This is a genomic window from Streptomyces sp. NPDC088725 (assembly GCF_044751305.1).
Lineage (GTDB): Bacteria > Actinomycetota > Actinomycetes > Streptomycetales > Streptomycetaceae > Streptomyces.
The window spans coordinates 13,714-40,406 of sequence record NZ_JBIVLO010000013.1; the positions used below are offsets into that span (position 1 = coordinate 13,714).

Here is a 26,693-nt window from a genome sequence, read left to right on the forward strand (position 1 = left end):
TTCCTCCAAGTCAGAGTGCCGGAATCGCCGTCCTTCGGGGCGGCGATTTTGCGTTCGCCTCCTAGCCGTCGGGCGGGGCCGCATGGCCGTTCCGAGCCGAGCCTTTCCGAGCCGGGCTGGTCCGGACCGGCAGGCTTCGGCGCCCACATCTCCGCTCTCACAGGTCGTGCTGGTCGAGGATCTTCATCAGGTTGCGCTTGCGTTTCTGCTCGCTGCGCAGCGACGTCACATAGTCGGCGAACTGCTCTGATGTGCCCAGGTTTTGGTGGCAGACCCGGGCACCCGACAGCAGGCGGGCGATCTGCTGATAGTTCGCATTGCCGGTGATCTTCTTGAGCGGCTCGATCAGACGCAGGTACACCGGGAGCGCGTCGGCGGGGCGGTCGTCCCGGATCAGGTCGGCGAGGGCCAGCCACTGGCGTGTGCCGGCAGGGCCGTCGGTGGCTGCCTGCCAGGCGCTCTCCAGGTCGCCGTCGTCGATCAGCGCGTCGATCAGTACGGACCCGCCGCCCCAGGCGGACCGCGGGTGGGCCGCGTCCTCGCGGAGCAGTTCCAGGGCCGCCGGGCGTTCGCGTTCCCATTCACCCTCGGCCCGTGCGCACTCGCGCAGCAGCCGGTACGCGGCGAGCGAGCGGTGGACCCGGAACCCGTCCCGGCGCACGGCGGTCGCGCGGGCGAAGCGGCCCGCCGCGGCATGGCGCTCGCAGAGGTAGTCCTCCAAGCCGCTGCCGCCTCGATGGTGCACGGTCATCTCTCGCAGACCGCGTTCCGCCCAGTCCAGCGCCTCGTCCGGGCGGCCCGCCGCTTCGAGCTCCTGCGCGATCGTCAGGTGGGTCTCGCCCGTGGGGGACAGATCCGCCGCGTAGACGGCGATCAGCTCGTCCACGTCGCCGGCCGCCTTCAGCAATCGTTCCATCAGGTACTTCTCGTCCCAGCCCGACGGATTGCGCCGCCATGCCCCGGTCGCCAGTTGCCGCAGCCGTGCCAGGCCGTCCGTACCCAGGACCTCGCGGTACTCCACCGGGTCGGTGTCGAAGGCGTCGTAGTCGCTGTCCAGCAGGTGCCGGGCCAGCCACTCGGCTGTCTCCAGCGGGTCGGGCCGCGCCGCCCGGCACGCCTCCACATGGGCCTCGGCGAGTTCTGTGGCAACGGAGCCCACGTACCCGGACGAGTCATCGATGTCCCCGTACGTTCGGCACAGCAGCGCCATCGCCTCCCGGGCCAGGATGACGGCCTGCGCCGCCCGGCCGTCGGCGATCAGTGTGCGCAGCGCGGCGACGGCTTCCGATGCCTGGTCACCGTAGGCCTGTGCGTCGGCGCACTCGACGTACCCGTAACCCGCGAAGGGCGCCGGGTCGAGAAGGGCGAGAATTCGCTCCCGTACGACCGGATCGTCGCTGCGCGCGGTCGCCGCCCGCAGCTCCAGACGGTGGCGCAACTCCCGGTCCCCCTCGACTTGTTCCCGCACGAGCGCCAGCAACTCCTCGCGGGGCAGGGACACCAGCCACCGCTCAAGTCCCTCGGCCCGGGAAGCGGCGGCGGATCGCTGACGCGGTACGTCCCGCGCTCGGGAGAGTACGACCAGTCCCACCGCGACGCAGTGCTTGCAGAAGTTCCCCTCCTCCCCGTACGGACAGTCGCACGCGCCGGAGAGGCCGTCTGCCTCGCGCACGGCGACTTCGACCTCGTACACCTCCGTTCCCTGCACGCGCGCGGAGAACCAGCCGTCCTCCACTTCCAGGCCGCTCACCGCGTCCTGGTAGTCCTGTCCGCGTTCGAAGGAGCGGGGCCCGGCCAGGTCCCGCAGATCGTCCTTGCTGAAGCCCACGGAGATTTTCACGCGGACCATTGAAGCCGACGGCGACGGTGATCGCCCAACCTCACCTGTGCGAGGTAAACGGGATGGCATCGGGGCCGTTGCCGCCGCAGAGCGGTGACACTTGATCAGGTTCCCCTGGCTGCCGCCTGGGACGGCTGATCAGGGAAGACCCCGAATCGGCCGTGCCGGTGGCGCACGCCGTCCTGCCTTGAGGGAGGCCGGCCTACCTCGGGGCGCCCTCTCGTCGAACGGCTGAAGGGTTCTGAACCGGGCCGCCTCAAGGAACCGCGCGGTGCCAAAGCCGGAAACTGCGAGCGCTGGTAGTAGGAGAACGACCCAGCGGCAGAGGACCTCTGCCGCGAGTACACCGAGGGGATACAGGGAGCCGGGATGACGGAGAAGACGCCACAGGACGGGGAAACCCTGGAGGAGCAGCCGTACGCGGCCGGTGCCGACCCGGTTGAGGCACAGGCCGGAACCCGCAGACTGCTCGCAGGGTGGCGGGGGCGCCAGGACGGTAACCAGATTGGTGAGCTGATTCGGCTGCGCCACCGCCGGAGGATCGTCACTCGTGACGAGTTCGCCCGTATGTCGCGAACCGCTCCCGATATCCTCTCTCTGGACGCCTTCCGCGTCGATCAGGACCGTACGCCGGAGCAGGGAGCAAACGATCCCAATGACCGTTGAGCGACCGGTCCGCCAGATCGAGCGGGACGGCCTGAACGAGCTCATCGCGTCAGCCGAGGCCCATCACGGCCCAGTCGGTGACGACGAGATCCGGGCGAGGCGCGATCAGCTGCGACGCGCCCGTGAACAGCAGCAGGTCGACGCGTCGCCCGCCACCTCGGCAGAGTAAGGGCAGCCAAGCCCAGGCTCGGTGACCGGCGGAGTGCAGGGTTGCCTCGGTGGTTCAGCTGAGATCCGCCGGGTCGCCCCAGTGGCCAGGTATCTCCGGTGGCAGCCACATCTCCGGGGTGTCCCGCTCAAGAACCGGAGGCTCGGCGTGTGAGGGCAGTGGCCTTCCGTCGATCACCGCTTCCAGTGAGAACTGGACGTACCGCAGGCAGTTGCGGATGTCTCGAACCACGCGAGTGGGATGGTCTTGTCCCTCCTGCCGCCACCCCGCGTCGTAGGTGAGCTTCACGAGGGCGCGGCAGCGGTCACGGGCTTCGCCTTGGCCGATACCGAAGAGTTCCGTGTGCATTCCGCGGCGCAGGGACTCCATCGCCGTGCGACAGCTGTCCCGGGCGGTGGCGCTGAGGCGAGGGGGCTCGGCGGCCACGTCCGGCAGAGAGGGCAGCCAGGCATGGAGATCTGCCAGCCGCTCCAGGAGTTGCCTGGCTGCCTCGGACGAGCGTTCATGCTCCCTTTCGACGCGCGCCAGTCGCGCGTCGGCGGCCTGCTGGGCCGAGGCGAGGTCTGTTTGAGCCACGATTGCTTTGGCGGTTTGCCAGCGTGCGACCAGGACCGTGATCGCTCCACCGGCGATCGTTCCCGTCAAGGCACCGACGGCCTGGACCGCGAGGTCGCTCCAGCTGCTGCTCACGCGCACGTCCTCGGCGGGCCGGCATCCTGCGGCAAGGGTGTGGTCGCGAGGGCGACGAAAAGCGCCGGGCGCCCCACGCACAGCGAACCGGGAGGCGCCCCCAGTCAGGTGGGGGGCCTCCCGGAGTGCGGTGGGACGGGACCGGCGGCGGGCCGGGGTTACTCCTTCACCGCGCCCGAGTTCGCGCTGCGTACGAAGTGGCGCTGGAAGGCGAAGAACAGGATCGCCACCGGGATCGTGGCCAGCAGCGCCGCCGTGAGTTTGAGCGGGTACTGCGTGCCCGCGCTCAGGCTGCCGGAGACGAAGTGGGCGAGGCCCGTGGTCAGGGTCTCGTACTGGGGGGACTGGGTGGCCACCAGGAAGTGGGTGAACTCGTTCCAGGAGCCCTGGAACGACAGGATCGTCAGGGTGATCAGCGCGGGCTTGGCCATCGGCAGGACCACCGACCAGAAGGTGCGGAAGATGCTCGCGCCGTCGATCCTCGCCGCCTCTTCCACCTCCTTCGGTATGGAGACGAAGAACTGCCGCATGATGAACACACCGGCCGCGTCCACCAGCAGCGGGATGATCATGCCTGCGTAGCTGTCGAAGAGGCCGAGCTGGTTCAGGACCAGGAACTTCGGGATCAGCAGCACCACGCCCGGCACCGACATCACCGTCAGCAGGCCGTTGAAGAGCAGGTTGCGGCCGCGGAAGTCCAGCCGGGCCAGCGCGTAGCCGGCCAGCGAGTCGAAGAACACGCGGCCCGCCGTGATGAACAGCGTGACCAGGATCGAGTTCGTCAGCCAGCGGGTGAACGGAACCGAGTCCGCGGCGTCGCCGATGCCGAACAGGCGGCGGTACGAGTCCAGTGAGAGCGGGTTCGGCAGCAGGGACAGCGGGTTCGAGGCCGCGTCCGGGTCGGTCTTGAAGGACGTCGCGATCTGGACGGCGAACGGCAGCACGTACACCAGGCCGACAACGGTCAGCAGCAGGTAGATGGCCACGAGCAGCACCGTGTGTCCGGTGCTGCGCCGCGGCTTGGGCGCTTCGGTGGTGGTCTGCGTGCTCATGAGGCCCTCCTGCGAAGGAACCGGTCGCGCTTGGTGGGCCTGTCGCGGTCTCGCGTCAGTACGCGCTGGATCAGGGTCATCACCACGACGATCGCCAGCAGGATGAAGGCGATGGCGGCGGCGCGACCGTAGGCGGCGTCCTGGAAGCCCGAGGTGTACGAGAGGAAGGCGGGGGTGAGGGTGGTGTTGCCCGGCGCGCCCTGGCTCATCACGTACACGGCGTCGAAGACCTGCCAGGTGCCGATCAGGCCGAGGGTGACGACGAGGAAGAGCACCGGCCGGATGGCGGGCAGCGTGACGTTGCGGAACGACTGCCAGCGGTTGGCGCCGTCCAGCAGCGCGGCCTCCTCCAGTTCAGCCGGTACGTCCTGGAGCGCCGCGAGGAAGATCAGCATGTACGTGCCCGACGTGGTCCAGGCCAGCAGCAGGATGATCGTGCACATCGCGATGGACGGGCCGGACAGCCAGTCCCACCAGGAGAGTCCGAGGAAGCCGTGCGAGGCCAGCGCGGCCGTCGGCTTGTCGGGGTCGACGATGCCGAGGCCGCCGAGGATCGTCCACACCAGACCGTGGGCGTCGGTGAACCACTTGGGGCCCTTGAGGCCGACCCACTTCAGCAGCTCGTTGATAGCGCCGCTGCCCTGGAACAGGAACAGGAACACGGTGGAGATGGCGATGGAGCTGGTGACCGAGGGGAAGTAGAAGATCGTACGGAACAGGCTCTTGCCCTTGACCCGGCGGCTGTTGACGGCGACGGCCAGCGCGAGGGAGAGCACGGTCTGGAGCGGCACGACCAGCAGGACGAGGTACAGGTTGTTGCGTACCGACGTCATGAACAGCTTGCGGTCGAGCCCGTCGGTGGTCAGTACGTCTGCGTAGTTGCGTACGCCGACGAAGTCCGCCGCGGTGGTGAACGGGTTGGACTGCCCGTTCCAGTTCAGCAGGCTGACCCACAGGGCCATCCCGATGGGCAGCAGCAGGAACAGCCCGAGGACGATCACCATCGGGCTGACGAAGAGCCAGCCCCACATGCCCTGGCGGCCTCTGATGCCGGCCCTGCGCCGGCCGGCCCGGCCGCCACCGCCGCGGCGCCCGCCGTCGCCCGCGCCGGTGCCGGCCGCGCCTATGTCGGCTTCACCGGCCGCGGCCGGCACCGCGACGGAGCCGTTGCCGTACTGGCTCATTCTGTTCTCCTCCTGCGCCCGCCGGAGTCATGGCTCCGGCGGGCGTCGTGCGGGGTGGTGCGGGGTACCGCGGGGTGGTGCCAGGTGGTTACGGGTGGCGCGGTCGCAGAGCCGTCAGTTGGCGCTCTTGAGGACTTGCTCGCCGTTGGCCTGGAGGTCGGACAGGATCTTCTTCGGGTCCGCCGTCGCCAGCTCGGCCAGGTCGGTGTCGAACTGCGTCAGCACCTTGGTGAAGCCCGGGACGGTCACAGGACCCTGGGCGTAGGCGGCGCCGTCGACGAACGCCTTGTCCTGCGGGTGCTTCTGCTGGAAGGACTCAAGCGCGCTGGTCCGCGAGGGGAGGACCCCGTAGGCACCGGCGAACGTGACCTGCTGCTCAGCGGTGGTGAACGCCTCGACCAGCGAGACCGCGGCGTCGTGGTGGGCGCTCTTGTTGGCGACGCCCCAGCAGGTGCTGAAGGAGAGCGTGCCCTTGTCCTTCGGGCCCGCGGGAAGCGGGACGACCTTGTAGTCGACGGACGGGTAGTCCGTGGACATGGCGCCGGTCAGCCAGTTGCCCTCGATGGTCATCGCGGCCTTCTCGGTGCCGAACGCCTCGCCGCCCCAGCCCGTGTCGACCTGCTTCGGGAACTTCAGCACACCGTCGGTGAGCAGCTTCTTGACGTACGTCAGCGCCTCGACGTTGGCAGGGCTGTCCGCGGTGATCTTGGTCTGGTCGGCGTTGGTGATCCCGCCGCCGGCCTGCTTGATGAAGGCGCCGATCCGGTCGTACGAGCTGCTGAGGACCAGACCGCTGACCTTGTCGGTGGTCAGCTTGCGCGCGGTCTTCGCCAGGTCGTCCCAGCTCTTCGGGTAGTCGGCGTCGGTGAGCCCGGCCGCCTTCCACATCTTGGTGTTGACGGCCAGCGCGAGCGTGGAGCTGTCCTTGGGCGCGCAGACGAACTTGTCGTCGTAGCTGAAGGACTTGCGCAGCGTCTCGGAGAAGTCGTCCTTCTCCGGCAGCTTGTCGCCGTACGCGTAGAGCGAGTTGCCCTTGGCGTAGTTGGCGAAGACCGAGGAGCCGACGTAGAAGACGTCCGGCGGGCTGCCGCCCGCGAGCGCCTGGCCGAGCTGCTGGTCGAGGTTCTGCGCCGGAACGACCGTGACCTTGTTGCCGGTCTTCTTGGCCCAGGCCGAGGCCGCCGCCTTCACGGCATTGGTCTCGGCGTCACCGGACGAGCCGATCATCACGGTGAGGTCCTGCTTGCCGGAGGTCTTCTGTTCGGCGCTGCTGTCGCTGCCGAAGCCCGACGACGAGCAGGCGGTGAGCAGGAATCCGCCACAGACGGCGGTGGCTATCGCGGTTCTGCGTATCTTCATTGTCTTCTTTCTGAGGCTCTGTGGGCCCTGTGGGCTCTGTGGCTGTTCTCTGTGGCTTGCGTAGCCCGATGGCGGTGGTGCCTGAGGTGAAGTCCTGGGTGATGTCTGTGGGGCGGGTTGTGCCGGTGGTGCGGAGGGCGGCACGGGGTGGGAGGTCAGCGGCCGGGCAGCGGGGCGGTCGAGCTCTCCCGTACGACCAGTTCGGGCGTCAGGAGCACACGCTCCGGAGCGGCCTCCGGGTTCTGGATACGGGAGACGAGCAGCCGGGTGCAGGCCCTGCCGACCTCCTCCAGCGGCTGGTGCACGCTGCTGAGGCTCGGGGAGAGCAGTCCGGCGGCGGGGGAGTCGTCGAAGCCGACCACCGCCACGTCCTGCCCGGGGACCCTGCCGCTGTCCCGCAGCGCCCGGTAGCAGCCGAGCGCCAGCGTGTCGCTGGCCGCCACCACGGCGGTGACGCCCGGTAAGACCGGCGCGATCGCGTCCCGCGCGGCATCGACGTCGTCCAGCGACTGCACCCGCAGCTCGCGCACGGGCAGGCTGTGCCGCCGCATCGCCTCGCGCCAGCCGCGCGCCCGGTCGTCGCCGACGCTCGAACCGCGGGGCCAGCCGAGGAAGGCGATCTTGCGGTGCCCCGCGGCCACCAGGTGATCGACCGCGGCGGCGGTGCCGTGCGCGCCGTCGACGTCCACCCAGTCCGCGGTGTCCCGGGCCGACCACCTGCCGAACGCGACGAACGGCACGCCCCGCTTCTGCAGCCAGCCGGGGCGGCGGTCGCCGCGGAAGGTGCTGCTCAGGACGAACGCGTCCAGTGAGTGCTCGCGCAGCAGTTCGCCGTACCGCTCCGCCTCGTTCGCCGTGCCGGTGGGGGCGGCGAACAGCAGGATGCGGTAACCCGCCTTGTCGGCCGAGTCGGACAGCGCGTGCAGGAAGTGGTCGAGCACCGGCGTGGAGAGGCCGGTGGGTGTCGGATGGACGCCGTAACCGATCAGCCGGCTGGAGCGGGTGCGCAGCGAACGGGCCGCCTGGTGAGGCCGGTAGTCCAGATCGCTGATCGCCTCTCGGACCCGCTTCAGGGTCCGGGGTGCGAGCAGGTCGGGTGAGTTGAGCGCGTTGGACACCGTCTGCGCCGACACTCCCGCCCGCTGGGCGACCAGGGCCAGGGTGACCGGCCCGTCCTTGCGCCCGCCGGCCGGGGTCGTACGTGCCACCAACGGCCTCCGTCGTCCACGCGCCACTCACTCGAAATGCGGCGCTGCATCTTCGATGGATCGATAAAACTCTCTTCAATGCCAGCTTGGCAAGGGCTAGGGTGAATTTTGATCGATCCAATCTACGAGAGGCTCCACACAGTGAACACGGTCGTCCAGGGACACCCCACCGGTGATCACGGGCTCACGGACGTCGTCACCGAGGGCCTTCAGCCCTTCCTGCACGACACCTGCACCACTCTCTACGCGCCCAGCCTCGTGCTGTCCAGGCCCGACGGGGACATCGCCGGCGGCGCCGACGGATTCTTCCACGGTGACCGCCGGATGCTCTCGTCGCTGGCGGTCCGGGTGCAGGGCGTGCCGCTGTCCGCCATCCGCCAGACGCTGCGTTCCGCCGACCAGACCGGTTTCCGCGCGATCCTGCGCGGCCTCGGAGAACACACCGCGGACCCGGCCGTCACGCTGCACCGGCTGCGCTCGGTCGCCCCCGGCGTGCTGCGCGAGGAGCTGGAGATAGCCAACGCCGGTCTTCAGCGGATCCGCCTGGAGGTCGTGCTCACCGCCGGTACGGACCTGGCCCGGATGGACGACGTCAAGGCCGGCCGCCCCCGCCCCGCGCTGCCCGCCCGCGCCGAGGACGCCGGACTGGTCTGGAACGACGACGAGGTGACGGTCCGGCTGCACGCCGAGTCCGGCTCCCCGCGGATCGACGCGGCCCTCGGCGAGCTGCGCTTCCTGGTGGAACTGGGCGCCGGTGAGACGTGGCGTTCGACCGTGGAGTGCGCCGCCGTCTCCGTCGAGCCCGACCAGTTCCCGGCCGTCGCGCGCGACGCCGTCCCGTGGTCGCCGACCGAACTGCGCAGCTCCGACCGGCGCCTCGACCACCTCCTCGCCCGGTCCGTGGACGACCTCGCGCGGCTGCTGCTGTCCGACTCCCAGGCTCCCGAGGACCAGTTCCTCGCCGCCGGATCCCCGTGGTTCCTCACCCTCTTCGGCCGTGACTCGCTCTGGGCCGCCCGGATGCTGCTGCCGCTCGGCACCGAGCTGGCCGCGGGCACCCTGCGTACGCTGGCCCGCCGTCAGGGCGCCGTCACCGACCCGGGCACCGAGGAGCAGCCCGGCAAGATCCTGCACGAGGTGCGCCGCGAGGAGGCGAACCTGCGCGAGGGCGCCACCCTCCCGCCGGTCTACTTCGGCACCGTGGACGCGACCCCGCTCTGGGTGATCCTGCTGCACGACGCGTGGCGCTGGGGCCTGGACCCCGAGCAGGTCCGCGCGCTGCTGCCGCACGCCGAAGCCGCCCTGGAATGGCTCGCCGAGTACGGCGACGCCGACGGCGACGGCCTGCTCGAATACATCGACACGACCGGCAACGGCCTGGCCAATCAGGGCTGGAAGGACTCCGGCGACTCCATCCGCTGGCGCGACGGAACCCTCGCCGAGGCGCCCATCGCGCTGTGCGAGGTGCAGGCGTACGGGTACGAGGCCGCCATGGCCGGCGCGGCCCTGCTGCGCGCCTTCGACCGCCCCGGCGCCGAGCGCTGGGAGGAGTGGGCCGCCCAGCTCCAGCGCCGCTTCCGGGAGAGCTTCTGGGTCGACGACGAGAACGGCCGCTACGTGGCCGTCGCCCTGGACGCGAACAAGCGCCCGGTGGACGCCGTCACTTCCGCCTTCGGGCACCTGCTGGGCACCGGACTGCTCAACCAGGAGGAGAGCGCGCTGCTTGTCGCCAGGATCGCCGGACCCGAGCTGGACTCCGGTTTCGGCCTGCGCACGCTGAGCACCGACTCCACCGGCTTCAACCCCTTCGGTTACCACATCGGCGCCATCTGGCCGCACGACACCGCCATCGCGGTGCACGGCCTGGTCAGGGCCGGTTTCCCGGAGGAGGCCGCCAAGCTGGCCGACGGCCTGATCGCCGCTTCCGTGGCCTTCGACGGCCGGCTGCCCGAGCTGTTCGCGGGCCACGGCTCCGCCGCCGACAGCGCGCCCGCCCCGTACCCGGCCTCCTGCCGCCCGCAGGCGTGGTCGGCCGCCTCGGCGGTCCTGCTGCTCCAGGCCGCGCTGGGCCTGGAGGCCGACGTACCCGGCGGGACGCTGCGTGTGGCGCCGCTGGCCGCGCAGGGCATGGGGCCGCTGAGCCTGAGCGGCCTGGAAGTCGCGGGCGCGCCGCTGAGCGTACGGCTGGACGCGGCGGGCCGCGCCGAGGTGGACGCGCCGGACACGCTCACGGTGCACGGCGCCGGCGAAGACGCCTGACCACCCCTGGACTCGCCGCGTATCGCGGCGAGTCCATCACGAACCCGCATCACGAACCCGCACCGCGAACACTCACCACGAACCGAGGAGCCGCCCCTCATGCCGCTGATGGACATGCCCCTGGAGGAACTGCGCCGCTACCTCCCCGACCGCGAGGAACCGGCAGACTTCGACACCTTCTGGGCCGGCACCCTCGCCGAGGCGCGCACCCACGACCGGCCGGCCACGTTCACCCCGTACGACGCCTGCCTGACCGAGGTGAACGTCTACGACGTGCGCTTCCCGGGCTTCGGCGGCGATCCGGTGGCCGGCTGGCTGCTGGTCCCCGCCAACGCCACGGAACCACTGCCGTGCGTGGTGGGCTTCCTGGGATACGGCGGCGGCCGCGGCTTCCCGTACGAGTGGCTGACCTGGCCGTCCGCCGGATACGCCCACCTGCTGATGGACACGCGCGGTCAGGGCGGCTCGCTCCAGCCGGGCGCCACCGGTGACCCGCACGGCAGCGGCGGCTCCTCGTCCCCCGGCATGGTCACGCGCGGCATCGAGGACCCGGCCGACTACTACTACCGCCGGGTCTTCACCGACGCCGTGCGGGCCGTGGACGCGGCGCGCAGCCACCCGTCGGTCGACCCGGAGCGCATCATCATCTCCGGGGGCAGCCAGGGCGGCGGCATCGCGCTGGCCGCCTCGGCGCTGGTGGACGGGGTGAGCGCGGCGCTGGTCAACCAGCCGTCGCTGACCCACTACCGGCGAGCGCTCCAGGTGGTCGAGGGCAACGCGTACCGCGAGATCTGGACGTACCTGCGCACCCACCGCGACTCCGTGGAGCAGGTGTTCCGCACCCTGTCGTACTTCGACGGGGTCAACTTCGCGGCCCGCGCGAACGCCCCCTCACTGTTCGCGGTGGCCCTGATGGACGACATCTGCCCGCCGTCGACGGTCTTCGCCGCGTACAACCACTGGGCCGGTCCCAAGGACATCCGGGTGTGGCCCTGGAACCGGCACGAGGGCGGCGGCTACTTCCAGGACCTGGAACAACTGCGCTTCCTGCGTTCGCTGCCGACGCTCTGACCTGCTGATCCGACCCGCCTCCGCGCGGCCGCCCCGGTGCCGGGCGGCCGCGCGGAGTGCGTTCACAGCCCAACTACTCGTGTCCTGACCGTTGTTGGATCGATAAAACCAGCGCTATGGTCGCTCCGGAGGCCGAAGATTCGGCCGGTGCCTTCACGGACCGACCGTCATCCGAGCCTGCCTCGTGACTGACGGTCCCCCCACTGGACTTCTCTCAGTTCAGGTCCCCAACGACGAAAGGGCCGACATGGCTCCCCCCTCGCTCCGTCGCAAAATAGGCAGCGCCATCGCGACACTTGGCCTCGCAGCGTCCTTCCTGGTCGCGGGCTACGGCACGGCCGAAGCCGCGCCCGCCGCCCCCGCCGCCGTCGCGCCCGCCGACATCGGTGCGGACAGCGCCTACGTGACCTACACGTACACCGCCACGGGCGACACCACGACGTGTGAGGTCACCGTGCCCAGCGGGATCGGATACCCTCCCACCCAGCCGCACCAGCTCTCCTGGCGCTCGGTCGTCCTGTGCGGCCTCCAGCTCCACATGCAGGGCGCCAGCGCCTCGTACGTATGGGGCCAGGACATCGCCTACTACCCGGGCAGCCAGTACGACGTCATCGGCTACCAGTCGGAGACCGTCGGCCGGGTCAACGTGCCGCCGGGCACCTGGGGCCTGAACAGCAACGTCCTGCTCTTCACCCCGCCCGGCTGGACCGCCGTCCCGGGCACGGGCTGCGCCGCCCAGGACACCACCGTGATCAAGTGCACCGCCACCGCGGGCCCGATCTTGGTCAGCTGACGCGCAGTCGGAATACCAACGGCCCTCTGAACGCCGAAATACCGGCATTCAAAGGGCCGTTGGCCGTGGTGCGGTACCGCTATCCGTCCAGGCCCTGTTTCGCGGGCGGCGCTTCGCCGTCCTCGACCGGCACCACCAGTTCGGTGAGCGCGAGGCCCGACGCGCCCGAGACCGCGGCCAGTTCAGAGCCCAGCGGTTCCGGGGCGGGCACCGGGTGTGCGCGGCCGAGGCGGCCCGTCAGGAGCGAGGAGGCCGCGGCGATCACGCAGGCCGCCACCGCGAACCAGAACGCGATGACCAGGCCCTGGTGGAAGGGGCCCGAGATCAGGTGCGGGAAGAACTCCTTGCCGGTGATGTTCTTTCCGCCGTCCGGCAGCCCTGACAGCTGGTCACCCAACAGCTGCTGGAACGGGTTGTATCCCAGGAACGCGGCGAACAGCACGGCGATCGGCGGGAGTTGCGATACACCCTGGGCCATCTGGTCCGGCACGCCCTGGTGGACGAGACCCTCGTGCATCACGCTCGGCAGGCTGGTCGAGAGCCCCGCGATCATCAGGCTGAAGAAGATGCCGATGGACAGGACAGACGCGGAGTTCTGGAACGTCGCCGTCATCCCGGCGCCCGCGCCGCGCGATTCGGCCGGGACCGCGTTCATGATCTCGGCCCTGTTCGGCGACGAGAAGAGGCCGGAGCCCAGGCCGTTGACGAACAACAGGACGGCGAACAGCCAGTAGTTGAAGTCCGTGGGCAGCTCCATCAGCGCCACGAAGCCGGCGCCGGTCAGCAGCGAGCCGCCGACCGTGAACGCCCGCGCGCCGAAGCGGTCCGACAGGTAGCCGGAGAGCGGCGCGGAGAGCAGGAAGCCGACGGTCAGCGGAATCATGTAGATGCCCGCCCACAGTGGGGTCTTCTCGAAGCTGTAGCCGTGCAGGGGGAGCCAGATCCCCTGTAGCCACATGATCAGCATGAACTGCAGACCACCGCGGCCGAGTGCCATCAGCAGGCTCGCGATGTTGCCGGCCGTGAAGGCCCGCAGCCGGAACAGCGACAGCCTGAACAGCGGCTCCGCCACCTTCAGTTCGATCAGCACGAACAGGCCGAGCACCACCAGGCCGCCGATCAGGGCGGTCAGCACCCACGGGTTCAGCCAGCCCATCGTGCTGGAGCCGTACGGCTGGATGCCGTACGTGATGCCCACCAGCACGGCGATCAGGCCGACGGCGAAGGTGATGTTGCCCCACCAGTCCATCTTCGCCCTGGCGCGCACCCCGGTGTCATGGAGTTTCACGTACGCCCACACCGTGCCGAAGATGCCGAAGGGCACCGACACCAGGAAGATCAGCTTCCAGCTCACCGGGGCCAGTACACCGCCCAGGATCAGTCCGATGAACGAACCGGCGATGGCCGCGATGGAGTTGATGCCGAGCGCGGTTCCGCGCTGGCTTGTGGGGAACGCGTCGGTCAGGATGGCCGTGGAGTTGGCGAAGAGCAGCGCACCGCCGATGCCCTGCGCGATACGCCAGCTGATCAGCCACAGCGCGCCGGCGCTGCCGTCCAGCCAGGTGACCGCGAGCATCACCGAGCAGAACGTGAAGGCGGCGAAGCCCATGTTGTACATACGGACGCGGCCGAACATGTCGCCGAGTCTGCCGAACGTCACCACGAGCACCGCCGTGACGACCATGAAGCCCATCAACATCCAGAGCAGATAACTGGTGTTGGAGGGATCCAGCGGGTCCAGATGGATGCCGCGGAATATGTCGGGGAGGGCTATCAGCACGATGGACTGGTTGATCATCACCATCAGCACACCGAGTGTGGTGTTCGACAGCGCTATCCATTTGTAGTGTTCCCCGGGCGCGCCGCTCCCCGGGGGTTCCGCGGTCGTTCGACGAGTCATGCCCACCATGCGGGTAACTCCTTCACAACATGCGTCTGCTGTCCGCCGAGGGACGCGGGCACGGATGGTTGGCCGATGCACGCAATCTATCCCGTGTACGTGACATCCATATGTACGCCGAGGTCGAGAGCGTGAGAGCGGCAGCGGCGACCGCCGACACGGTCCGGAGCGTCACCGGCGTACGCCGTCAGGTCCACGCGCGCGTGACGCACCTGTGAAGCCGGAGCGGAGCGGCCGCGCATTCACACTCAGCCGTATTCCGGCAACAGCGTGTAATCATGAGGCGAGGTGGGGGCCGAGGGAACGCGAGAGAAAGTGGGCGGCCCGTGGCTGGACGCTTGTACGCGCTGGGGCGCTGGGCCGCGCGGTGCCGCGGCAGGGTTGTCGGGACGTGGCTGCTTCTCCTCGTGGTCGTCGCCTTCCTGGGAACCTCCCTGAGCGGCACGCTCACCACCCAGTTCACCGTGCCGGGCGTCGAGTCGCAGCAGGCGCAGGACCTCCTCCAGCAGAAGTTCCCGGAGGCCGCCGGAGGAGTGGCGCGCGTCGTGTTCGCGGCTCCGCACGGCACCGCGCTGACGGCGCCCGCCGCGCGGAGCGCGGTGTCCGAGAGCCTCAAACGGGCGGCCGGCGTGCCTGGCGTGGTCTCCGTCTCCGACCCGGCGAAGACCGGCACCGTCTCGAAGAACCGGACCATCGGCTACGCGGACGTGCTCTTCCGTCAGACCGCCTCCAACGTGCCCCAGTCGGCGAAGGACGCGCTCTCCCGGGCGATGCGACCGGCCCGTGACGCGGGGCTCGATGTCGAGTTCGGCGGCTCGGCGGAGAACGCGAAGACGAAGGTCGGCGGGCCCGCCGAGATCATCGGCGTGGTCATCGCCTTCTTCGTGCTGGCCATCGCGCTCAGCTCTCTCCTCGCGGCCGGACTGCCGCTGGTCACCGCGCTGATCGGGGTGGGAATCGGCGTCCTGGGCGTCATGTTCGTCTCCCGGTTCGTCCAGATGACCAGCACCGCCACCGTGCTCGCCCTGATGGTCGGTCTCGCGGTGGGCATCGACTACGCCCTGTTCATCGTCTCCCGCCACCGTGAGCAACTGGTCGATCCGGAGACGGACGTACGGGACTCGATCGCACGGGCCGTCGCGACCGCGGGCAGCGCCGTGTGCTTCGCGGGGGTCACGGTCGTCATCGCGCTCGCCGCGCTCTCAGCGACCGGCATCCCCTTCCTCACGATCATGGGCCTCGCGGCCGCGGGCACCGTACTGATCGCCGTGTTCATCGCCCTGACACTCGTCCCGGCGGTGCTGTCGTTCGCGGGGGAGCGGCTGCGGCCACGGTCGCCGAGACACGGGCGGCTGCTGCGCCGGCGGCGTACCGCCGGAAGCGCCCGTGCGTCAACCACCCCCGGTGATTGGGGAGTTGCCTGGGCCCGGATGGTCATGCGCGCACCGGTCGCCGTGCTGGTGATCGGTGTTCTCGGGCTGCTCGTCCTCGCGCTGCCCGCCCTGAACCTGCGTCTGGGGCTGCCCAGCAACGAGACACAGCCCGTCAACAGCACACAGCACCGCAGCTACGACCTGCTCTCCAAGGGGTTCGGCCCCGGCTTCAACGCCACGCTCACCGTGGTCGTGGACGCCACCGGCATTCCGGTCGCACAGCGGAAGCCCGTGATCGGGCGGGTACGCGCGACAATCAAGGACGACCACGAGGTGGCTGCCGTCGCACCGCCCCACACGTCCCCCGACGGAGACGTCACGGTCCTCGCCGTCGTCCCCAAGTCCGGGCCCGACTCCGCGGCCACCACCCACCTGGTCAACCGGCTGCGCGACACCGTCGAGCCGCCCGTCGCCCGCGCGCACGGCTCGGTGTACGTGGCGGGCGCCACCGCCGGCGCCATCGACGTCTCGGCGAAACTGTCGTCCGCGCTGCCGCTCTTCATCGTCATCATCGTGGTGCTCGCGGCGATCCTGCTGACCATCGCCTTCCGGTCCCTGCTGGTCCCGCTCAAAGCCGTGATCGGCTTCCTGCTGTCCATCGCGGCGGGCCTCGGCGCGGTCGTGTGGGTCTTCCAGTACGGCCATCTGAACAGCGTCTTCGAGGTCGCGGCCGCGGCGCCGGTCACCAGCTTCCTGCCCGTCCTGCTGATCGGCGTGCTGTTCGGGCTCGCGATGGACTACGAGGTGTTCCTCGTCAGCCGTATGCGGGAACACTTCGCGCGCACCGGGAACGCCAAGGAGGCCATCGCGTACGGCCTGGCGCGCAGCGGACGCGTCGTGAGCGCGGCGGCGCTGATCATGGCGTCGGTCTTCGGCGGCTTCATCTTCAACAAGGACCCGATCACCAAGTCCATCGGATTCGCGCTGACGGTGGGTGTGCTGATCGACGCGTTCGTCGTCAGGATGACGCTGGTCCCGGCCGTCATGGCCCTGCTCGGCCGCCACGCCTGGAGCCTGCCGCGCCCGCTCGAACGCCTCCTGCCGGACGTCGGCATGGAGGGCGCCTCGCTGCCCGCGCGGATCTCCGGGCGGCCTGGGCGTGGCGAGAAGGGACGGGAACGGGAATGACCTGTCGCGTCAGGGAGGGGACGGGGGAGGACGCCGGTCCGAACTTTCGTGCGATGACTCATCCGTCCTGTCCCGGCACACACCCCTGATCAGGCGCGTTGTCCGGATGGCCGCATGTGCCGCCGGCATCGCAGGAGGAAACGTCTTGTCCGCTCCCGCCCTCGTGGGCAGTGTTGTCGGGCACCCCGTGTTCGACGGCGGTGGCACGACCGGTCCATCCGAAGTGCGCCAGGTGTGACGCACGCTCGCAGTGGGGGTTGCCGAGTGAAAGTACGCCGGAAAGCCACGACCGCGCAGCCGGAGGGCGAGGCGGTGTCGGAGTCCGAAGAGCTGCTGTTCGGCGGGCCGCTCCGGTACGACTACGGCTGGAGCAAGCACGAAGACGCACTGTTCCAGCTGAACTTGCGCTCCCTGGTGACGCGGCTGCCGCGCATGCTCGCCACCACCGCCCGGCTGGCCTGGGAGGCCGACAGGGGCGCGCTGCGGCTCGTGACGTTCTCGGAGTTCGGCCGGGGGCTCAGCCAGGCGGTGGGCCTGATCGCCGTCAACCGCGTCCTGTCCCACCTCCTCGGCGACGGCACGACCGCGCAGCGGCTGACCGACGCGGCCCCCGCGCTCGCCGTCGCCGGCGCGGCCACCCTCCTCGGTGCGTTGCTGCGCGCCCTGTCTACCGCGGGCACGGGGCAGTTGGAGCCGAAGGTCGAACGAGTCGCCACCGAGCGCTACTTGGCCCACACCGCCAACGTCGAGCTGGAAGCGATCGAGGACGAGGAGTTCCACAAGCTCCTCGACAGCGCTTCCTTCGGGGCGAGTTCGGCCCGGGCCATGGTCAAGTACTGCCAGAACACCATCAACGCGCTGATGTCGCTGATCGCCGCCGCCGGGGTGCTCGCCGTACTGCACCCGCTGCTGCTGCCCCTGCTCGTCGCGATGACCCTGCCCAGCGCGTGGGCGGCCCTGACGACGGCGCGGCGGCGCTACCTGTCCTTCCACGCGTGGGTGCAGCACTCGCGCGCAGGGCATCTCATCAGGCAGCTGCTGATCTCCACCGACGCGGCGCCCGAGATCCGCGTCCACAACGTGGGCCCGTTCCTTCTGCACCACTTCCGCGCCATGTCCCAGTCCCAGGAGGCCGAGCAGCGCAGACTGGCCAGACTCGCGGCCCGTACGGGACTGGTCGCCGCGGGCTGGACCGGGCTCGCGGCGGCCGCCGCGTACGCCACCCTCGGCGGACTGACGTGGACGGGCGCCATGGCACTCTCCGTCGGCGGCACCGCCGTACTCGCCATCCGCACCGGCTCGTCCAGCCTGGACAGCCTGGTCCTCCAGCTCAACTACCTGCACGAGGAAAGCCTGTTCGTCGGCGATCTGCACCGGCTGTGCGAGGAGGCCGTCCAGCGGGCCATCCCGGAAGGCGGCCTGCCACTGCCCGCCGCGCCCAAGGCCATCACCTTCGAGGACGTGGTCTTCACCTACCAGGGCAAGGACAACGAACGCGCCCTGGACGGCGTCAGCCTCACCATCCCGACCGGCCGGATCGTCGCGCTGGTCGGGGAGAACGGCAGCGGCAAGAGCACCCTGGTCAAGCTGCTGTGCGGGCTCTACCAGCCGGACGCGGGCCGCATCCTCTGGGACGACGTCGACGCGGCGAAGGCCGACAGGCGGGAGCTGGTCGCCCGCGTAGCGGTGGTGGGCCAGGACTTCCACCGCTGGCCGTTCACCGCCTCGGTGAACGTCAGCATCGGCAGGTCCGACACCCCGGTGAGCGAGGAACGCCTCACGCGGGCGGTCGGTCACGCGGGCGCGGACGAGCTGATCGAGAAACTGCCACGCGGCTGGAAGACGCTGCTGGCCCGCGGCTACAAAGGCGGACACCAGCTATCCGGAGGCCAGTGGCAACGTCTGGGCCTCGCCCGCGCGCACTACAGGGCGGCCGAGATCCTCATCGTCGACGAGCCGACGTCAGCCCTCGACGCGAAGGCCGAACAGCAACTCTTCGAGCAGATCCGCGCGCTGGCCGACTCCGGCCAGACGGTCATCCTCATCACCCACCGTCTCGGCTCCGTGCGGGCGGCGGATCTGATCCACGTCCTCGACGGAGGACGGGTCGTGGAGACCGGGACGTTCGAGGAACTGCTGTCCGACGACACCGAAGGCCCCGGGGCCTTCAAGGAGTTGTACGAGATCCAGGCGGCGCAGTACGCGGTGGAGGGAAAACCGGCGGCTCCCGCCGTCCCGACCCAGAGGCCGAAGGAGGACAGGGCCCGGAACGGGGCCCAACTGACGGATCTGTAGGGCTGTCCGACCTCCGGTACCCGAGATCCGGCGTCCGGTGGCCGTTGCCCGGACGTTCGACGGCCGGTGCCCGGACGGACGCTGGTCAACCGCACGACGCACGGCGAACTGCCCCGCGCGCAGCGGGGAACCAGGGAACCCGGCCGTAGTCGCCCCGTCACCGTCCGCGAGAAAATCGGAGGGTGCCTTGCACGCCAACCACCGTCATCCGATTGGCTTATGAGGGAGAGACCGCACCTCTCACACCGACGCCCTCCACCCCGGAGCGGCGCGGTGCCAGGGAACGGGACACACGTGAGACTCGATCCGGAACGTGTGGTGGCCAGGCGGTACGAGTCCCGGGCCGGCAATCCCGGGGGGAGCGGCCCACGGCGGCGACTCGCGCTGACGTTCGACGCGTTCGACACCCACCATCACAAGTTATGGCTGCGCTATGCCCATACCCAGGTCGGCAAGCGGTCCACGGCGGAGGCGGTGGTGGACGCCACCTGCGCGCGGCTGATGGAGCACTGGGACCACGTCCTCACCCAGGAATCGGTGCCCCAGTACGCCTGGGCGGTACTGAAGGAAGAGGTCGCGCGCTGGCTGGACGCCCGCGGCCGGCGCCCCGTACTGGTGGACACCGCCGCCTTCCACATCGCCATTCGCAAGCTGCTCCTGCACGAGATGCGCGATCAATTCGCGGTACTGGAGGGCGAGATCGGGCTGTACGCGGCGATCGCCCGGCTGCCGGAGCGGCAGTACGACGTCGTCGTCCTGCGCTACGTCCTCCAGGTCCCCGACGACGAGGTCGCGGAGTACCTGGGCATCGAGGTGGCCACCGTCCGCTCCCATGTACGCCACGCCAGAAGGCGGTTGGCCAAAGACCTCGGGATGCGCGAGTTCTAGGGCGTGTTGCGAAAGTCCCGACATCAGGAAGAGCAGACGTGCCCCGCACAGATGAACCCGCGCCCATCGAAGGGCTGTTGGAAGGCGCGGAAGTCCTCGCCGACACCTATGACGACTACGACACCGAAGCCGCGCGCCGGCGCGTCCGCGACCGGTGTGCGGAGTACACCGCCTCGCCGGATGTCCCGCCGCGCTACCCCTCCGCCCACGAACAGGCCGCGCACGACCTCAACTTGGCCGTCGCGCTCATCGTGAACGCCCCGCAGGCCGCCGTCAGTCTGTCCCGGCTGGCCGATCAGGACCGTATGGACCCCGAAGGCGCCGTCGTCTTCGGCGCCCTCCTGCATCTGGCGGGCCACCGGGACGCGGCGCAGTTCTGGTGGCAGTTCGCCGCGGGCGGCGGCAACCGGACAGCGGCCTGCTGCCTCTTCCTCGCCCACCGGCGGCGGGCCGAGTTCCGGGACGCCGCCTACTGGCACGGCCAGTGCCGCGGGCCGGCCGGGCAGGGTCAACCGCCGCCCGCCACGCCCGCCCCGGCCCCGGTGACCTCGTTCCCCCTGCTTCCCGAGACGGTGCGGCACGACCTGATCAGCCAGTGCCGTCGCGGCCGTAATCCCTCCCTGCCCGCGTCGCTGGAAGCGGTCATCAACCGGCTGCGCGTCGACAGCGCGGACGAGGACTTCGGTGAAGTACCACAGCCCGACGTCGCGTTGACCGGCGAACTGGCCCGCGGGCCTGTCAAGCCGCAGTGATCGGAGTGAGGTGACCGCCATCCCGCCGTCGCGACCGCGATCCGGCCGTCGTGACGCTGACCGGGCCGTCGTGACGGTGATCAGCCCGCCGGGACCGCGAGAATGTCGTCGTGACGGCGATCAGACCGTCGTGACGGTGAACAGCGCGCCATCCGGATCCCGCAGAGTGGCCTCCCGGCCGTCCCGTCCGTCGTGCGCCTCCGACGGGGGAACGATGACGGTGCCTCCGGCCTTCGCGGCCTGATCGGCGGCGGCGGACACGTCGTCCACCCGGAAGGAGACGTGCCAGCGCGGCCGCACCTGCGGGTCCGGCGCGCTCTCCACGGCTCCGCCGCGCAGCGCCGCGACGGCCCGCGAGCCGTCCCGCACCAGCACCTGGTCGTGTTCGTACTGGACATCGCAGCTGTCCGGAGAACCCGAGGCCCAGGCCAGCACCTCCGCGTAGAAGATCGCGGCGGCGAACGCGTCCCGCGTACGCAGCTCCAGCCTTGCGGGGCCGCCGCCGCCCTGCCCCACCGACCAGCCCTTGACGGTCCTGCCCTCCCAGAACCCGAACACCGCGCCGTCCGGGTCCGAGGCGAGCGCCGCGCGCCCGTTGTCCACCGGGAGCGGCCCGACCGCGACGGTGGCGCCACGTTCGCGTACCCGGGAGGCGGTCACATCCGCGCTGTCGACCGCGAAGTACGGGACCCACGCGACCGGCGCGCGCAGGCTCGGCGCGGTGGCTCCGAGCCCCGCGACCGGTGCCTCGCCGTCGAGCGCGACGGCGAAGTCCGCGTCCTCGGGGACAGGCCGGTAGGACCAGCCGAGAACAGCACTGTAGAAGTCCTGGGCCGCGCCCAGATCGCGGGCCAGCAGGCTCACCCAACAGGGGGCCCCGGATACGGCATGACGTGACGCCGACATAAGACGTGTCCGCTCCATTCCACTCGTTCACACACCTGGATGACACCTGGATCGCACCTGGACCACACCTTGCCCGTGTGCGCGGCGGCATGCATGTGGCTCGCCGAAGAGCGAGGTACCCGATGACTTAGGCGGGAACGCGCAGTCTGTCCTCACACGTGAGAGAACGACTCACACGACACAGAACGAGAGGAAGTACCGCCATGTCCGACTCGCCGGCCGATGTCGTCCGGGCCTGCCTGGAGAGTTACGCCGCCCAGGACCGCGAGCTCGCGGAGAGGCTGATCGCGGACGAGTACGTGTTCACCAGCCCGCAGGACGACCGGATCGACCGGGCGGCGTTCTTCGACCGCTGTTTCCCGACCGCGGACCGTTTCGCCTGGCAGCGGATCCTCGCGGTCGTACCGGTGTCGGCCGCATCGGGGTCGACCGTGGCGGGGGCGGCCGCATCCGCGTGGGCCACGCCCGCGTCGGCCACGCCCGCGTCGGACGGTGACACCGGACCGGCGCCGGACGGCGATGTCTTCGTCCAGTACGAGTACGAGCTGAAGTCCGGGGAGCGGTACCGGAACGTCGAGGTCAGCACCGTCCGGGACGGCAGGATCACCGAGACGCAGGTCTTCTTCGGCGGCCGCGTGACCGGCGCGTAGGGTGTCCGCCCGAAAGCGGTTGCCACCGGGCGCCGCCCGCCCACTGCCGGGCTGCCACCGGGCCGCCGCCGGATGTCGTTCCAACGGGTCGTTCCGGCGAGTCGTTCTGACGAGACGTTTCATCGAACGGAGTGCACGATGACGGAGTACCGCCCCTTCGGCCGCACCGGAGTCCAGGTCAGCCCGCTGTGTCTGGGCACCATGATGTTCGGCCCCCGGGGAAACCCGGACCACGACGACAGCGTCCGTATCATCCACCGCGCCCTGGACTCGGGCATCAACTTCGTCGACACCGCCGACGTCTACTCGGCCGGTGAATCGGAGGTCATCGTCGGCAAGGCGCTGGCGGGCGCGCGGCGTGACAACGTTGTGCTGGCCACCAAGTTCCACGGTGGCATGGGCGACGACCCGAACCAGCAGGGTAATTCCCGGCGCTGGATCGTCCGCGAGGTCGAGAACAGCCTGCGCCGGCTCGGCACGGACTGGATCGACCTCTACCAGGTCCACCGGCCGTCCCCCGGAACGGACTTCGACGAGACCCTGGGCGCGCTGTCCGACCTCGTCCACCAGGGCAAGATCCGCTACATCGGTACGTCCACCTTCCAGCCGTCGGAGATCGTCGAGGGCCAGTGGACAGCCGAGCGGCGCGGCCGCGAGCGGGTCGTCTCCGAGCAGCCGCCGTACTCCGTGCTGGCGCGCGGTATCGAGCGCGAGATGCTGCCGGTCGCCCAGCGCTACGGTCTCGCGGTCATCCCGTGGAGCCCGCTCGCGGGCGGCTGGCTCTCCGGCCGCTACCGCAAGGGCGCCGCGCAGCCGTCGTCCAGCCGCTCCGACAGCCAGCGGGAGCGCTTCGACATCAACGCCCGTGAGAACGCGGCGAAGCTGGAGGCGGCCGACGCGCTCGCGGTGCTCGCCGAGGAGGCCGGTCTCACACTCGTCCAACTGGCGCTGGCCTTCGTGCTGGAACACCCGGCGGTCACCTCCGCGATCATCGGTCCGCGCACGATGGAGCAGCTGGAGACGCAGCTCGACGCGGGCGGCATCCGGCTGAGCAAGGACGTACTCGACCGGATCGACGAGATCGTCCCGCCGGGCACGAACCTGTCCGCGCGCGACTCCGGCTACACCCCGCCCGCCCTCGGCGACGCCGCGCTGCGCCGGCGCGCGTCGAACTGACATCCGGACCGCTCCACCACCGGCGTACGACCGGTGTCCGCGCGGTGCCCGCTCTGTGCGGGAACTGTGCGGGCACCGGACCGCCCTGCCCGCACGGGCGCGGAAGTCGCCAAAACCCGGACGTGGCACGGGGATCCGACCTACTCTCAAGTGGTGTCGGGCGCGTCCGGCCGGGTGCTCGTTGTCGACGACAACCGAGTCATCCGGCAACTGATCAGGGTCAATCTCGAGCTGGAGGGCTTCGAGGTCGTGACCGCTGCTGACGGTGCCGAATGTCTGGACGTCGTGCATGAGGTGGCGCCCGATGTCATCACGCTCGACATGGTCATGCCCCGCCTCGACGGTCTGCGCACCGCCGCGCGGCTGCGCGCCGACCCGCGCACGAGCAGGCTGCCGATCGCCATCGTCAGCGCCTGTACGCGGTACGAGGCGGAGTCCGGGTGCGTCGCGGCAGTCGACGCGTTCCTGGCCAAGCCCTTCGAACCGGCCGAGCTGATCAGGCTCGTACGGCAGCTGACCCACCACGAGGGGCCGGCGGTGCTGGACGGCAGATACGGCGCGGCGGGGCGCGCGGGGAGCGCACGCGGCTGACCGCACGGGCAGGCGGGGCCGCGCACGGAACGAACCCCGGGCGCGTACGCAGTGGACATCGGGCGCGTACGGAACGGGCCTCGGGCGCGTACGGGGCTGACCGCATCGCGAAACGCGTTCGCGAAGTGCCCCCCTTCCTCCCATACGCTGGTGCCCGTGACCCCCGCAGAGCTTTCCCTCACCGTGCGCGGCGCCGTGCGCCGCGCGGTCGAGGCCGGTCCGCTGCGCGGTGTCACGGTGCCCGAACGGGTACGGGTCGAGCGGCCGCGCCCCGGAGGCAGCGGCGACTGGGCCACCAACGCGGCGCTGACGCTCGCGGGCCAGGCGGGACGCGCGCCCCGGGAAGTAGCGGAAATCCTGCGCGAGCACATCGGATCCGGGCCCGCGGACGGCATCGCCCTGATCGAGATCACCGGCCCCGGCTTCCTCAACTTCACGCTCTCGGACGGCACCGGGGCGGATCTGGTCCGTACGGTGCTGAACGCGGGCCCGCGCCACGGCCACGGCAGCGCGCTCGCGGGAACCACCGCCGTCTTCGCGCGGGCTCCCGAACCGCGCGCCCGCGTCTGGACCGAAACGGTCGTCGCGCTGCTCCGCAGCCAGGGCGCCGACGCCTCCGTGGCCCCGCAGGGCATGGACCGCGTGGACGGCATGGACGGCGTGGAGACCGTACGCGTCGTCCCCGCGCCCCCCGAGGACGACCTCTTCGCGCGGCTCGGCCGGGACGCGGCGCGCTGGGCCCTGCTGCGCCCCGCGCCGCACGACCGCCCCAGGACGGGCCCCGAGCTGCTGATACAGCGGGAGAGCAACCCGCTGTTCCGCGTCCGCTACGCGCACGCCCGCACCCACGCGCTCGCGCGCAACGCGGCGCACCTGGGTATCACCCCGGCCCCGGCAGGCGAGGCCCCCGCCCCTCAGGCGGCCGGCCGGCCTGCCGCGCTCACCCACGACCCCGCGGCCGCCGGTCTCCTCGCGGTCCTCGGCGACCACTCCGCCGTTCTCGAAGCCGCCGCCCGGCTGCGCGCGCCCGATCGGCTCGCGCGCCATCTGGAACAGACCGCGGAGGCGTTCCTGCGCTTCCAGGAGACCGGACGTCTCCTGCCGCTCGGCGACGAGAAACCCTCGGCCGCCCACCGCTCCCGGCTCGCGCTCGCCGCCGCCACCGGGGCTGTGCTGGCCGGTGGCCTTTCCCTGCTCGGCATCGACGCACCCGAACACCTCTGAGAGAACCAAGAGAGCCACGAGATGAGCCGTTCCGCACACCCCGCAGGTCCCCGACACGGCGAGGTCATCGTCGACGGGCGCTACTTCCCCCCGGCCCCCGACCTCAACGTCCTCGACGAGAAGATCTGGTCGCGCACCGTCAGCAGGAACGAGGACGGCGTCGCCACCGTCGCCGGGATCGAAGTGACGCGCCTCGCCGAGGAGTTCGGCACCCCCGCGTACTTCCTCGACGAGACCGACTTCCGGGCCCGCTGCCGCGCCTGGGCCGCCGCCTTCGGCCGTAACGCCGACGTCTTCTACGCGGGCAAGGCGTTCCTCTCCACGGCCGTCGTGCGCTGGCTCAACGAGGAAGGGCTCAACCTCGACGTGTGCTCCGGCGGCGAACTGGCCACCGCGCTCGCCGCCGGGATGCCCGCCGAGCGCATCGCCTTCCACGGCAACAACAAGTCCGCCGCGGAGATCGAGCGCGCCGTCAGTGCCGGCGTCGGCCGTATCGTCCTCGACTCGTTCCAGGAGATCGTGCAGGTCGCGCACATCGCGACGCGCCTCGGCAGGCGCCAGCCCGTCCAGATCAGGGTCACCGTCGGCGTGGAGGCCCACACCCACGAGTTCATCGCCACGGCGCACGAGGACCAGAAGTTCGGGATCGCGCTCGCCGACGGGCAGGCCGCGGAGGCCGTCAGGCGGGTCCTGGGGCTCGACGGGCTCGAACTGGTCGGCATCCACTCGCACATCGGCTCGCAGATCTTCGACATGGCCGGTTTCGAGGTCTCCGCCCGCCGCGTCGTGCAGCTGCTCGCCGAGGTGCGTGACGAACACGGCGTCGAGCTGCCCGAGATCGACCTCGGCGGCGGCCTCGGCATCGCGTACACCTCGGACGACGACCCCAGCGAGCCGCAGGCGATCGCCAAGGCGCTCCTGGACATCGTCACCCGCGAATGCGAGGCGGCGAAGCTCACCACCCCCCGGATCTCCGTCGAGCCCGGCCGCGCGATCGTCGGCCCGACCGCCTTCACGCTGTACGAGGTCGGCACGATCAAGCCGCTCGACGGGCTGCGCACCTACGTCAGCGTCGACGGCGGCATGTCCGACAACATCCGCACCGCGCTGTACGACGCCGCCTACAGCGTCGCGCTCGTCTCGCGCCGCTCCGACGCCAAGCCGATGCTGTCGCGCGTCGTCGGCAAGCACTGCGAGAGCGGCGACATCGTCGTACGCGACGCCTACCTGCCCGAGGACCTCGCCCCCGGTGACCTGATCGCCGTGCCCGCGACCGGCGCGTACTGCCGCTCCATGGCGAGCAACTACAACCACGCGCTCCGGCCGCCCGTCGTCGCGGTGAAGGACGGGCAGGCCAGGGTCATCGTCCGGCGCGAGACGGAGGAAGATCTCCTGCGTCTCGATGTCGGCTGACGAGATTCACGTCTCACTCACCGGACAGGGGGTAGATCCTCGCGTC

Annotated in this window: 22 protein-coding genes; 14 read left to right on the forward strand and 8 right to left on the reverse strand. The window is 70.4% G+C overall.

Features of this window, described 5'->3' with window-relative positions:
- Positions 1 to 157 precede the first annotated feature (157 nt).
- The gene (locus ACIP6N_RS26675) at positions 158 to 1,840 is read right to left on the reverse strand and encodes an SWIM zinc finger domain-containing protein (protein ID WP_401819617.1); all 1,683 of its coding nucleotides are present in this window, start codon (positions 1,838 to 1,840) and stop codon (positions 158 to 160) included.
- Positions 1,841 to 2,209: 369 nt separating this feature from the next.
- On the opposite strand from ACIP6N_RS26675, the gene ACIP6N_RS26680 reads away from it, so the two are divergent.
- On the forward strand, positions 2,210 to 2,506 hold the full coding sequence (locus ACIP6N_RS26680; protein ID WP_401819619.1) for a hypothetical protein: 297 nt from the start codon (positions 2,210 to 2,212) through the stop codon (positions 2,504 to 2,506).
- On the forward strand, positions 2,496 to 2,675 hold the full coding sequence (locus ACIP6N_RS26685; RefSeq protein ID WP_401819620.1) for a hypothetical protein: 180 nt from the start codon (positions 2,496 to 2,498) through the stop codon (positions 2,673 to 2,675). Before ACIP6N_RS26680 ends, ACIP6N_RS26685 begins: the two co-directional genes overlap by 11 nt.
- Before the next feature lie 54 nt (positions 2,676 to 2,729).
- On the opposite strand, the gene ACIP6N_RS26690 is transcribed toward ACIP6N_RS26685, so the two are convergent.
- The 5 genes from ACIP6N_RS26690 to ACIP6N_RS26710 form a co-directional block, all read right to left on the reverse strand.
- Positions 2,730 to 3,365 (reverse strand): hypothetical protein, encoded by a 636-nt coding sequence (locus tag ACIP6N_RS26690; protein ID WP_401819622.1) that lies wholly within the window; start codon positions 3,363 to 3,365, stop codon positions 2,730 to 2,732.
- A gap of 158 nt (positions 3,366 to 3,523) precedes the next feature.
- Positions 3,524 to 4,417 carry a carbohydrate ABC transporter permease gene (locus ACIP6N_RS26695; protein WP_401819625.1) on the reverse strand — a complete coding sequence of 298 codons (894 nt, stop codon included), beginning with the start codon at positions 4,415 to 4,417 and terminating at the stop codon, positions 3,524 to 3,526.
- Positions 4,414 to 5,601 carry a carbohydrate ABC transporter permease gene (locus ACIP6N_RS26700; protein ID WP_401819627.1) on the reverse strand — a complete coding sequence of 396 codons (1,188 nt, stop codon included), beginning with the start codon at positions 5,599 to 5,601 and terminating at the stop codon, positions 4,414 to 4,416. The genes ACIP6N_RS26695 and ACIP6N_RS26700 overlap by 4 nt, the downstream gene beginning before the upstream one ends.
- A gap of 114 nt (positions 5,602 to 5,715) precedes the next feature.
- A complete protein-coding gene (locus ACIP6N_RS26705) occupies positions 5,716 to 6,960 on the reverse strand; it encodes an extracellular solute-binding protein (RefSeq protein ID WP_401819629.1) in 1,245 nt (414 codons plus the stop codon).
- 155 nt (positions 6,961 to 7,115) lie between these two features.
- On the reverse strand, positions 7,116 to 8,168 hold the full coding sequence (locus ACIP6N_RS26710; protein ID WP_401819632.1) for a LacI family DNA-binding transcriptional regulator: 1,053 nt from the start codon (positions 8,166 to 8,168) through the stop codon (positions 7,116 to 7,118).
- Between the two features lie 141 nt (positions 8,169 to 8,309).
- Between ACIP6N_RS26710 and ACIP6N_RS26715 the strand changes: the two genes are divergently transcribed.
- The 3 genes from ACIP6N_RS26715 to ACIP6N_RS26725 all read left to right on the forward strand — a co-directional run bounded on the left by ACIP6N_RS26715 (position 8,310) and on the right by ACIP6N_RS26725 (position 12,291).
- Positions 8,310 to 10,427 (forward strand): glycogen debranching N-terminal domain-containing protein, encoded by a 2,118-nt coding sequence (locus ACIP6N_RS26715; protein ID WP_401819634.1) that lies wholly within the window; start codon positions 8,310 to 8,312, stop codon positions 10,425 to 10,427.
- A 99-nt stretch (positions 10,428 to 10,526) separates the two neighbouring features.
- Entirely contained in the window at positions 10,527 to 11,498 is a 972-nt protein-coding gene (locus ACIP6N_RS26720) for an acetylxylan esterase (RefSeq protein WP_401819636.1), read from the forward strand.
- A gap of 247 nt (positions 11,499 to 11,745) precedes the next feature.
- Positions 11,746 to 12,291 (forward strand): hypothetical protein, encoded by a 546-nt coding sequence (locus ACIP6N_RS26725; RefSeq protein WP_401819639.1) that lies wholly within the window; start codon positions 11,746 to 11,748, stop codon positions 12,289 to 12,291.
- Positions 12,292 to 12,370: 79 nt separating this feature from the next.
- Here the strand turns inward: ACIP6N_RS26725 and ACIP6N_RS26730 are convergent, their stop codons facing one another.
- Entirely contained in the window at positions 12,371 to 14,200 is a 1,830-nt protein-coding gene (locus ACIP6N_RS26730) for an MFS transporter (RefSeq protein ID WP_401819642.1), read from the reverse strand.
- A gap of 317 nt (positions 14,201 to 14,517) precedes the next feature.
- On the opposite strand from ACIP6N_RS26730, the gene ACIP6N_RS26735 reads away from it, so the two are divergent.
- The 4 genes from ACIP6N_RS26735 to ACIP6N_RS26750 all read left to right on the forward strand — a co-directional run bounded on the left by ACIP6N_RS26735 (position 14,518) and on the right by ACIP6N_RS26750 (position 20,687).
- Complete coding sequence (locus tag ACIP6N_RS26735; protein WP_401819645.1) at positions 14,518 to 16,752, forward strand: MMPL family transporter; 2,235 nt, start codon at positions 14,518 to 14,520, stop codon at positions 16,750 to 16,752.
- Between the two features lie 312 nt (positions 16,753 to 17,064).
- The gene (locus ACIP6N_RS26740; protein ID WP_401819648.1) at positions 17,065 to 19,047 is read left to right on the forward strand and encodes an ABC transporter ATP-binding protein; all 1,983 of its coding nucleotides are present in this window, start codon (positions 17,065 to 17,067) and stop codon (positions 19,045 to 19,047) included.
- Between the two features lie 294 nt (positions 19,048 to 19,341).
- Entirely contained in the window at positions 19,342 to 19,935 is a 594-nt protein-coding gene (locus ACIP6N_RS26745; RefSeq protein ID WP_401819650.1) for an RNA polymerase sigma factor, read from the forward strand.
- A gap of 38 nt (positions 19,936 to 19,973) precedes the next feature.
- Positions 19,974 to 20,687 carry a hypothetical protein gene (locus ACIP6N_RS26750; protein ID WP_401819651.1) on the forward strand — a complete coding sequence of 238 codons (714 nt, stop codon included), beginning with the start codon at positions 19,974 to 19,976 and terminating at the stop codon, positions 20,685 to 20,687.
- A gap of 120 nt (positions 20,688 to 20,807) precedes the next feature.
- Here ACIP6N_RS26750 and ACIP6N_RS26755 read toward each other — a convergent pair whose 3' ends face one another.
- Entirely contained in the window at positions 20,808 to 21,542 is a 735-nt protein-coding gene (locus ACIP6N_RS26755) for a VOC family protein (protein ID WP_401819902.1), read from the reverse strand.
- A gap of 254 nt (positions 21,543 to 21,796) precedes the next feature.
- Between ACIP6N_RS26755 and ACIP6N_RS26760 the strand changes: the two genes are divergently transcribed.
- The 5 genes from ACIP6N_RS26760 (at position 21,797) to lysA (ending at position 26,647) form a co-directional block, all read left to right on the forward strand.
- Positions 21,797 to 22,243 (forward strand): hypothetical protein, encoded by a 447-nt coding sequence (locus tag ACIP6N_RS26760; RefSeq protein WP_401819653.1) that lies wholly within the window; start codon positions 21,797 to 21,799, stop codon positions 22,241 to 22,243.
- 138 nt (positions 22,244 to 22,381) lie between these two features.
- A complete protein-coding gene (locus ACIP6N_RS26765; RefSeq protein ID WP_401819655.1) occupies positions 22,382 to 23,419 on the forward strand; it encodes an aldo/keto reductase in 1,038 nt (345 codons plus the stop codon).
- 153 nt (positions 23,420 to 23,572) lie between these two features.
- Positions 23,573 to 24,010 carry a response regulator gene (locus ACIP6N_RS26770; RefSeq protein ID WP_401819657.1) on the forward strand — a complete coding sequence of 146 codons (438 nt, stop codon included), beginning with the start codon at positions 23,573 to 23,575 and terminating at the stop codon, positions 24,008 to 24,010.
- A 156-nt stretch (positions 24,011 to 24,166) separates the two neighbouring features.
- A complete protein-coding gene (gene nrtL / locus ACIP6N_RS26775) occupies positions 24,167 to 25,234 on the forward strand; it encodes an ArgS-related anticodon-binding protein NrtL (RefSeq protein ID WP_401819659.1) in 1,068 nt (355 codons plus the stop codon).
- A gap of 21 nt (positions 25,235 to 25,255) precedes the next feature.
- On the forward strand, positions 25,256 to 26,647 hold the full coding sequence (lysA, locus tag ACIP6N_RS26780; protein ID WP_401819660.1) for a diaminopimelate decarboxylase: 1,392 nt from the start codon (positions 25,256 to 25,258) through the stop codon (positions 26,645 to 26,647).
- Positions 26,648 to 26,693 lie beyond the last annotated feature (46 nt).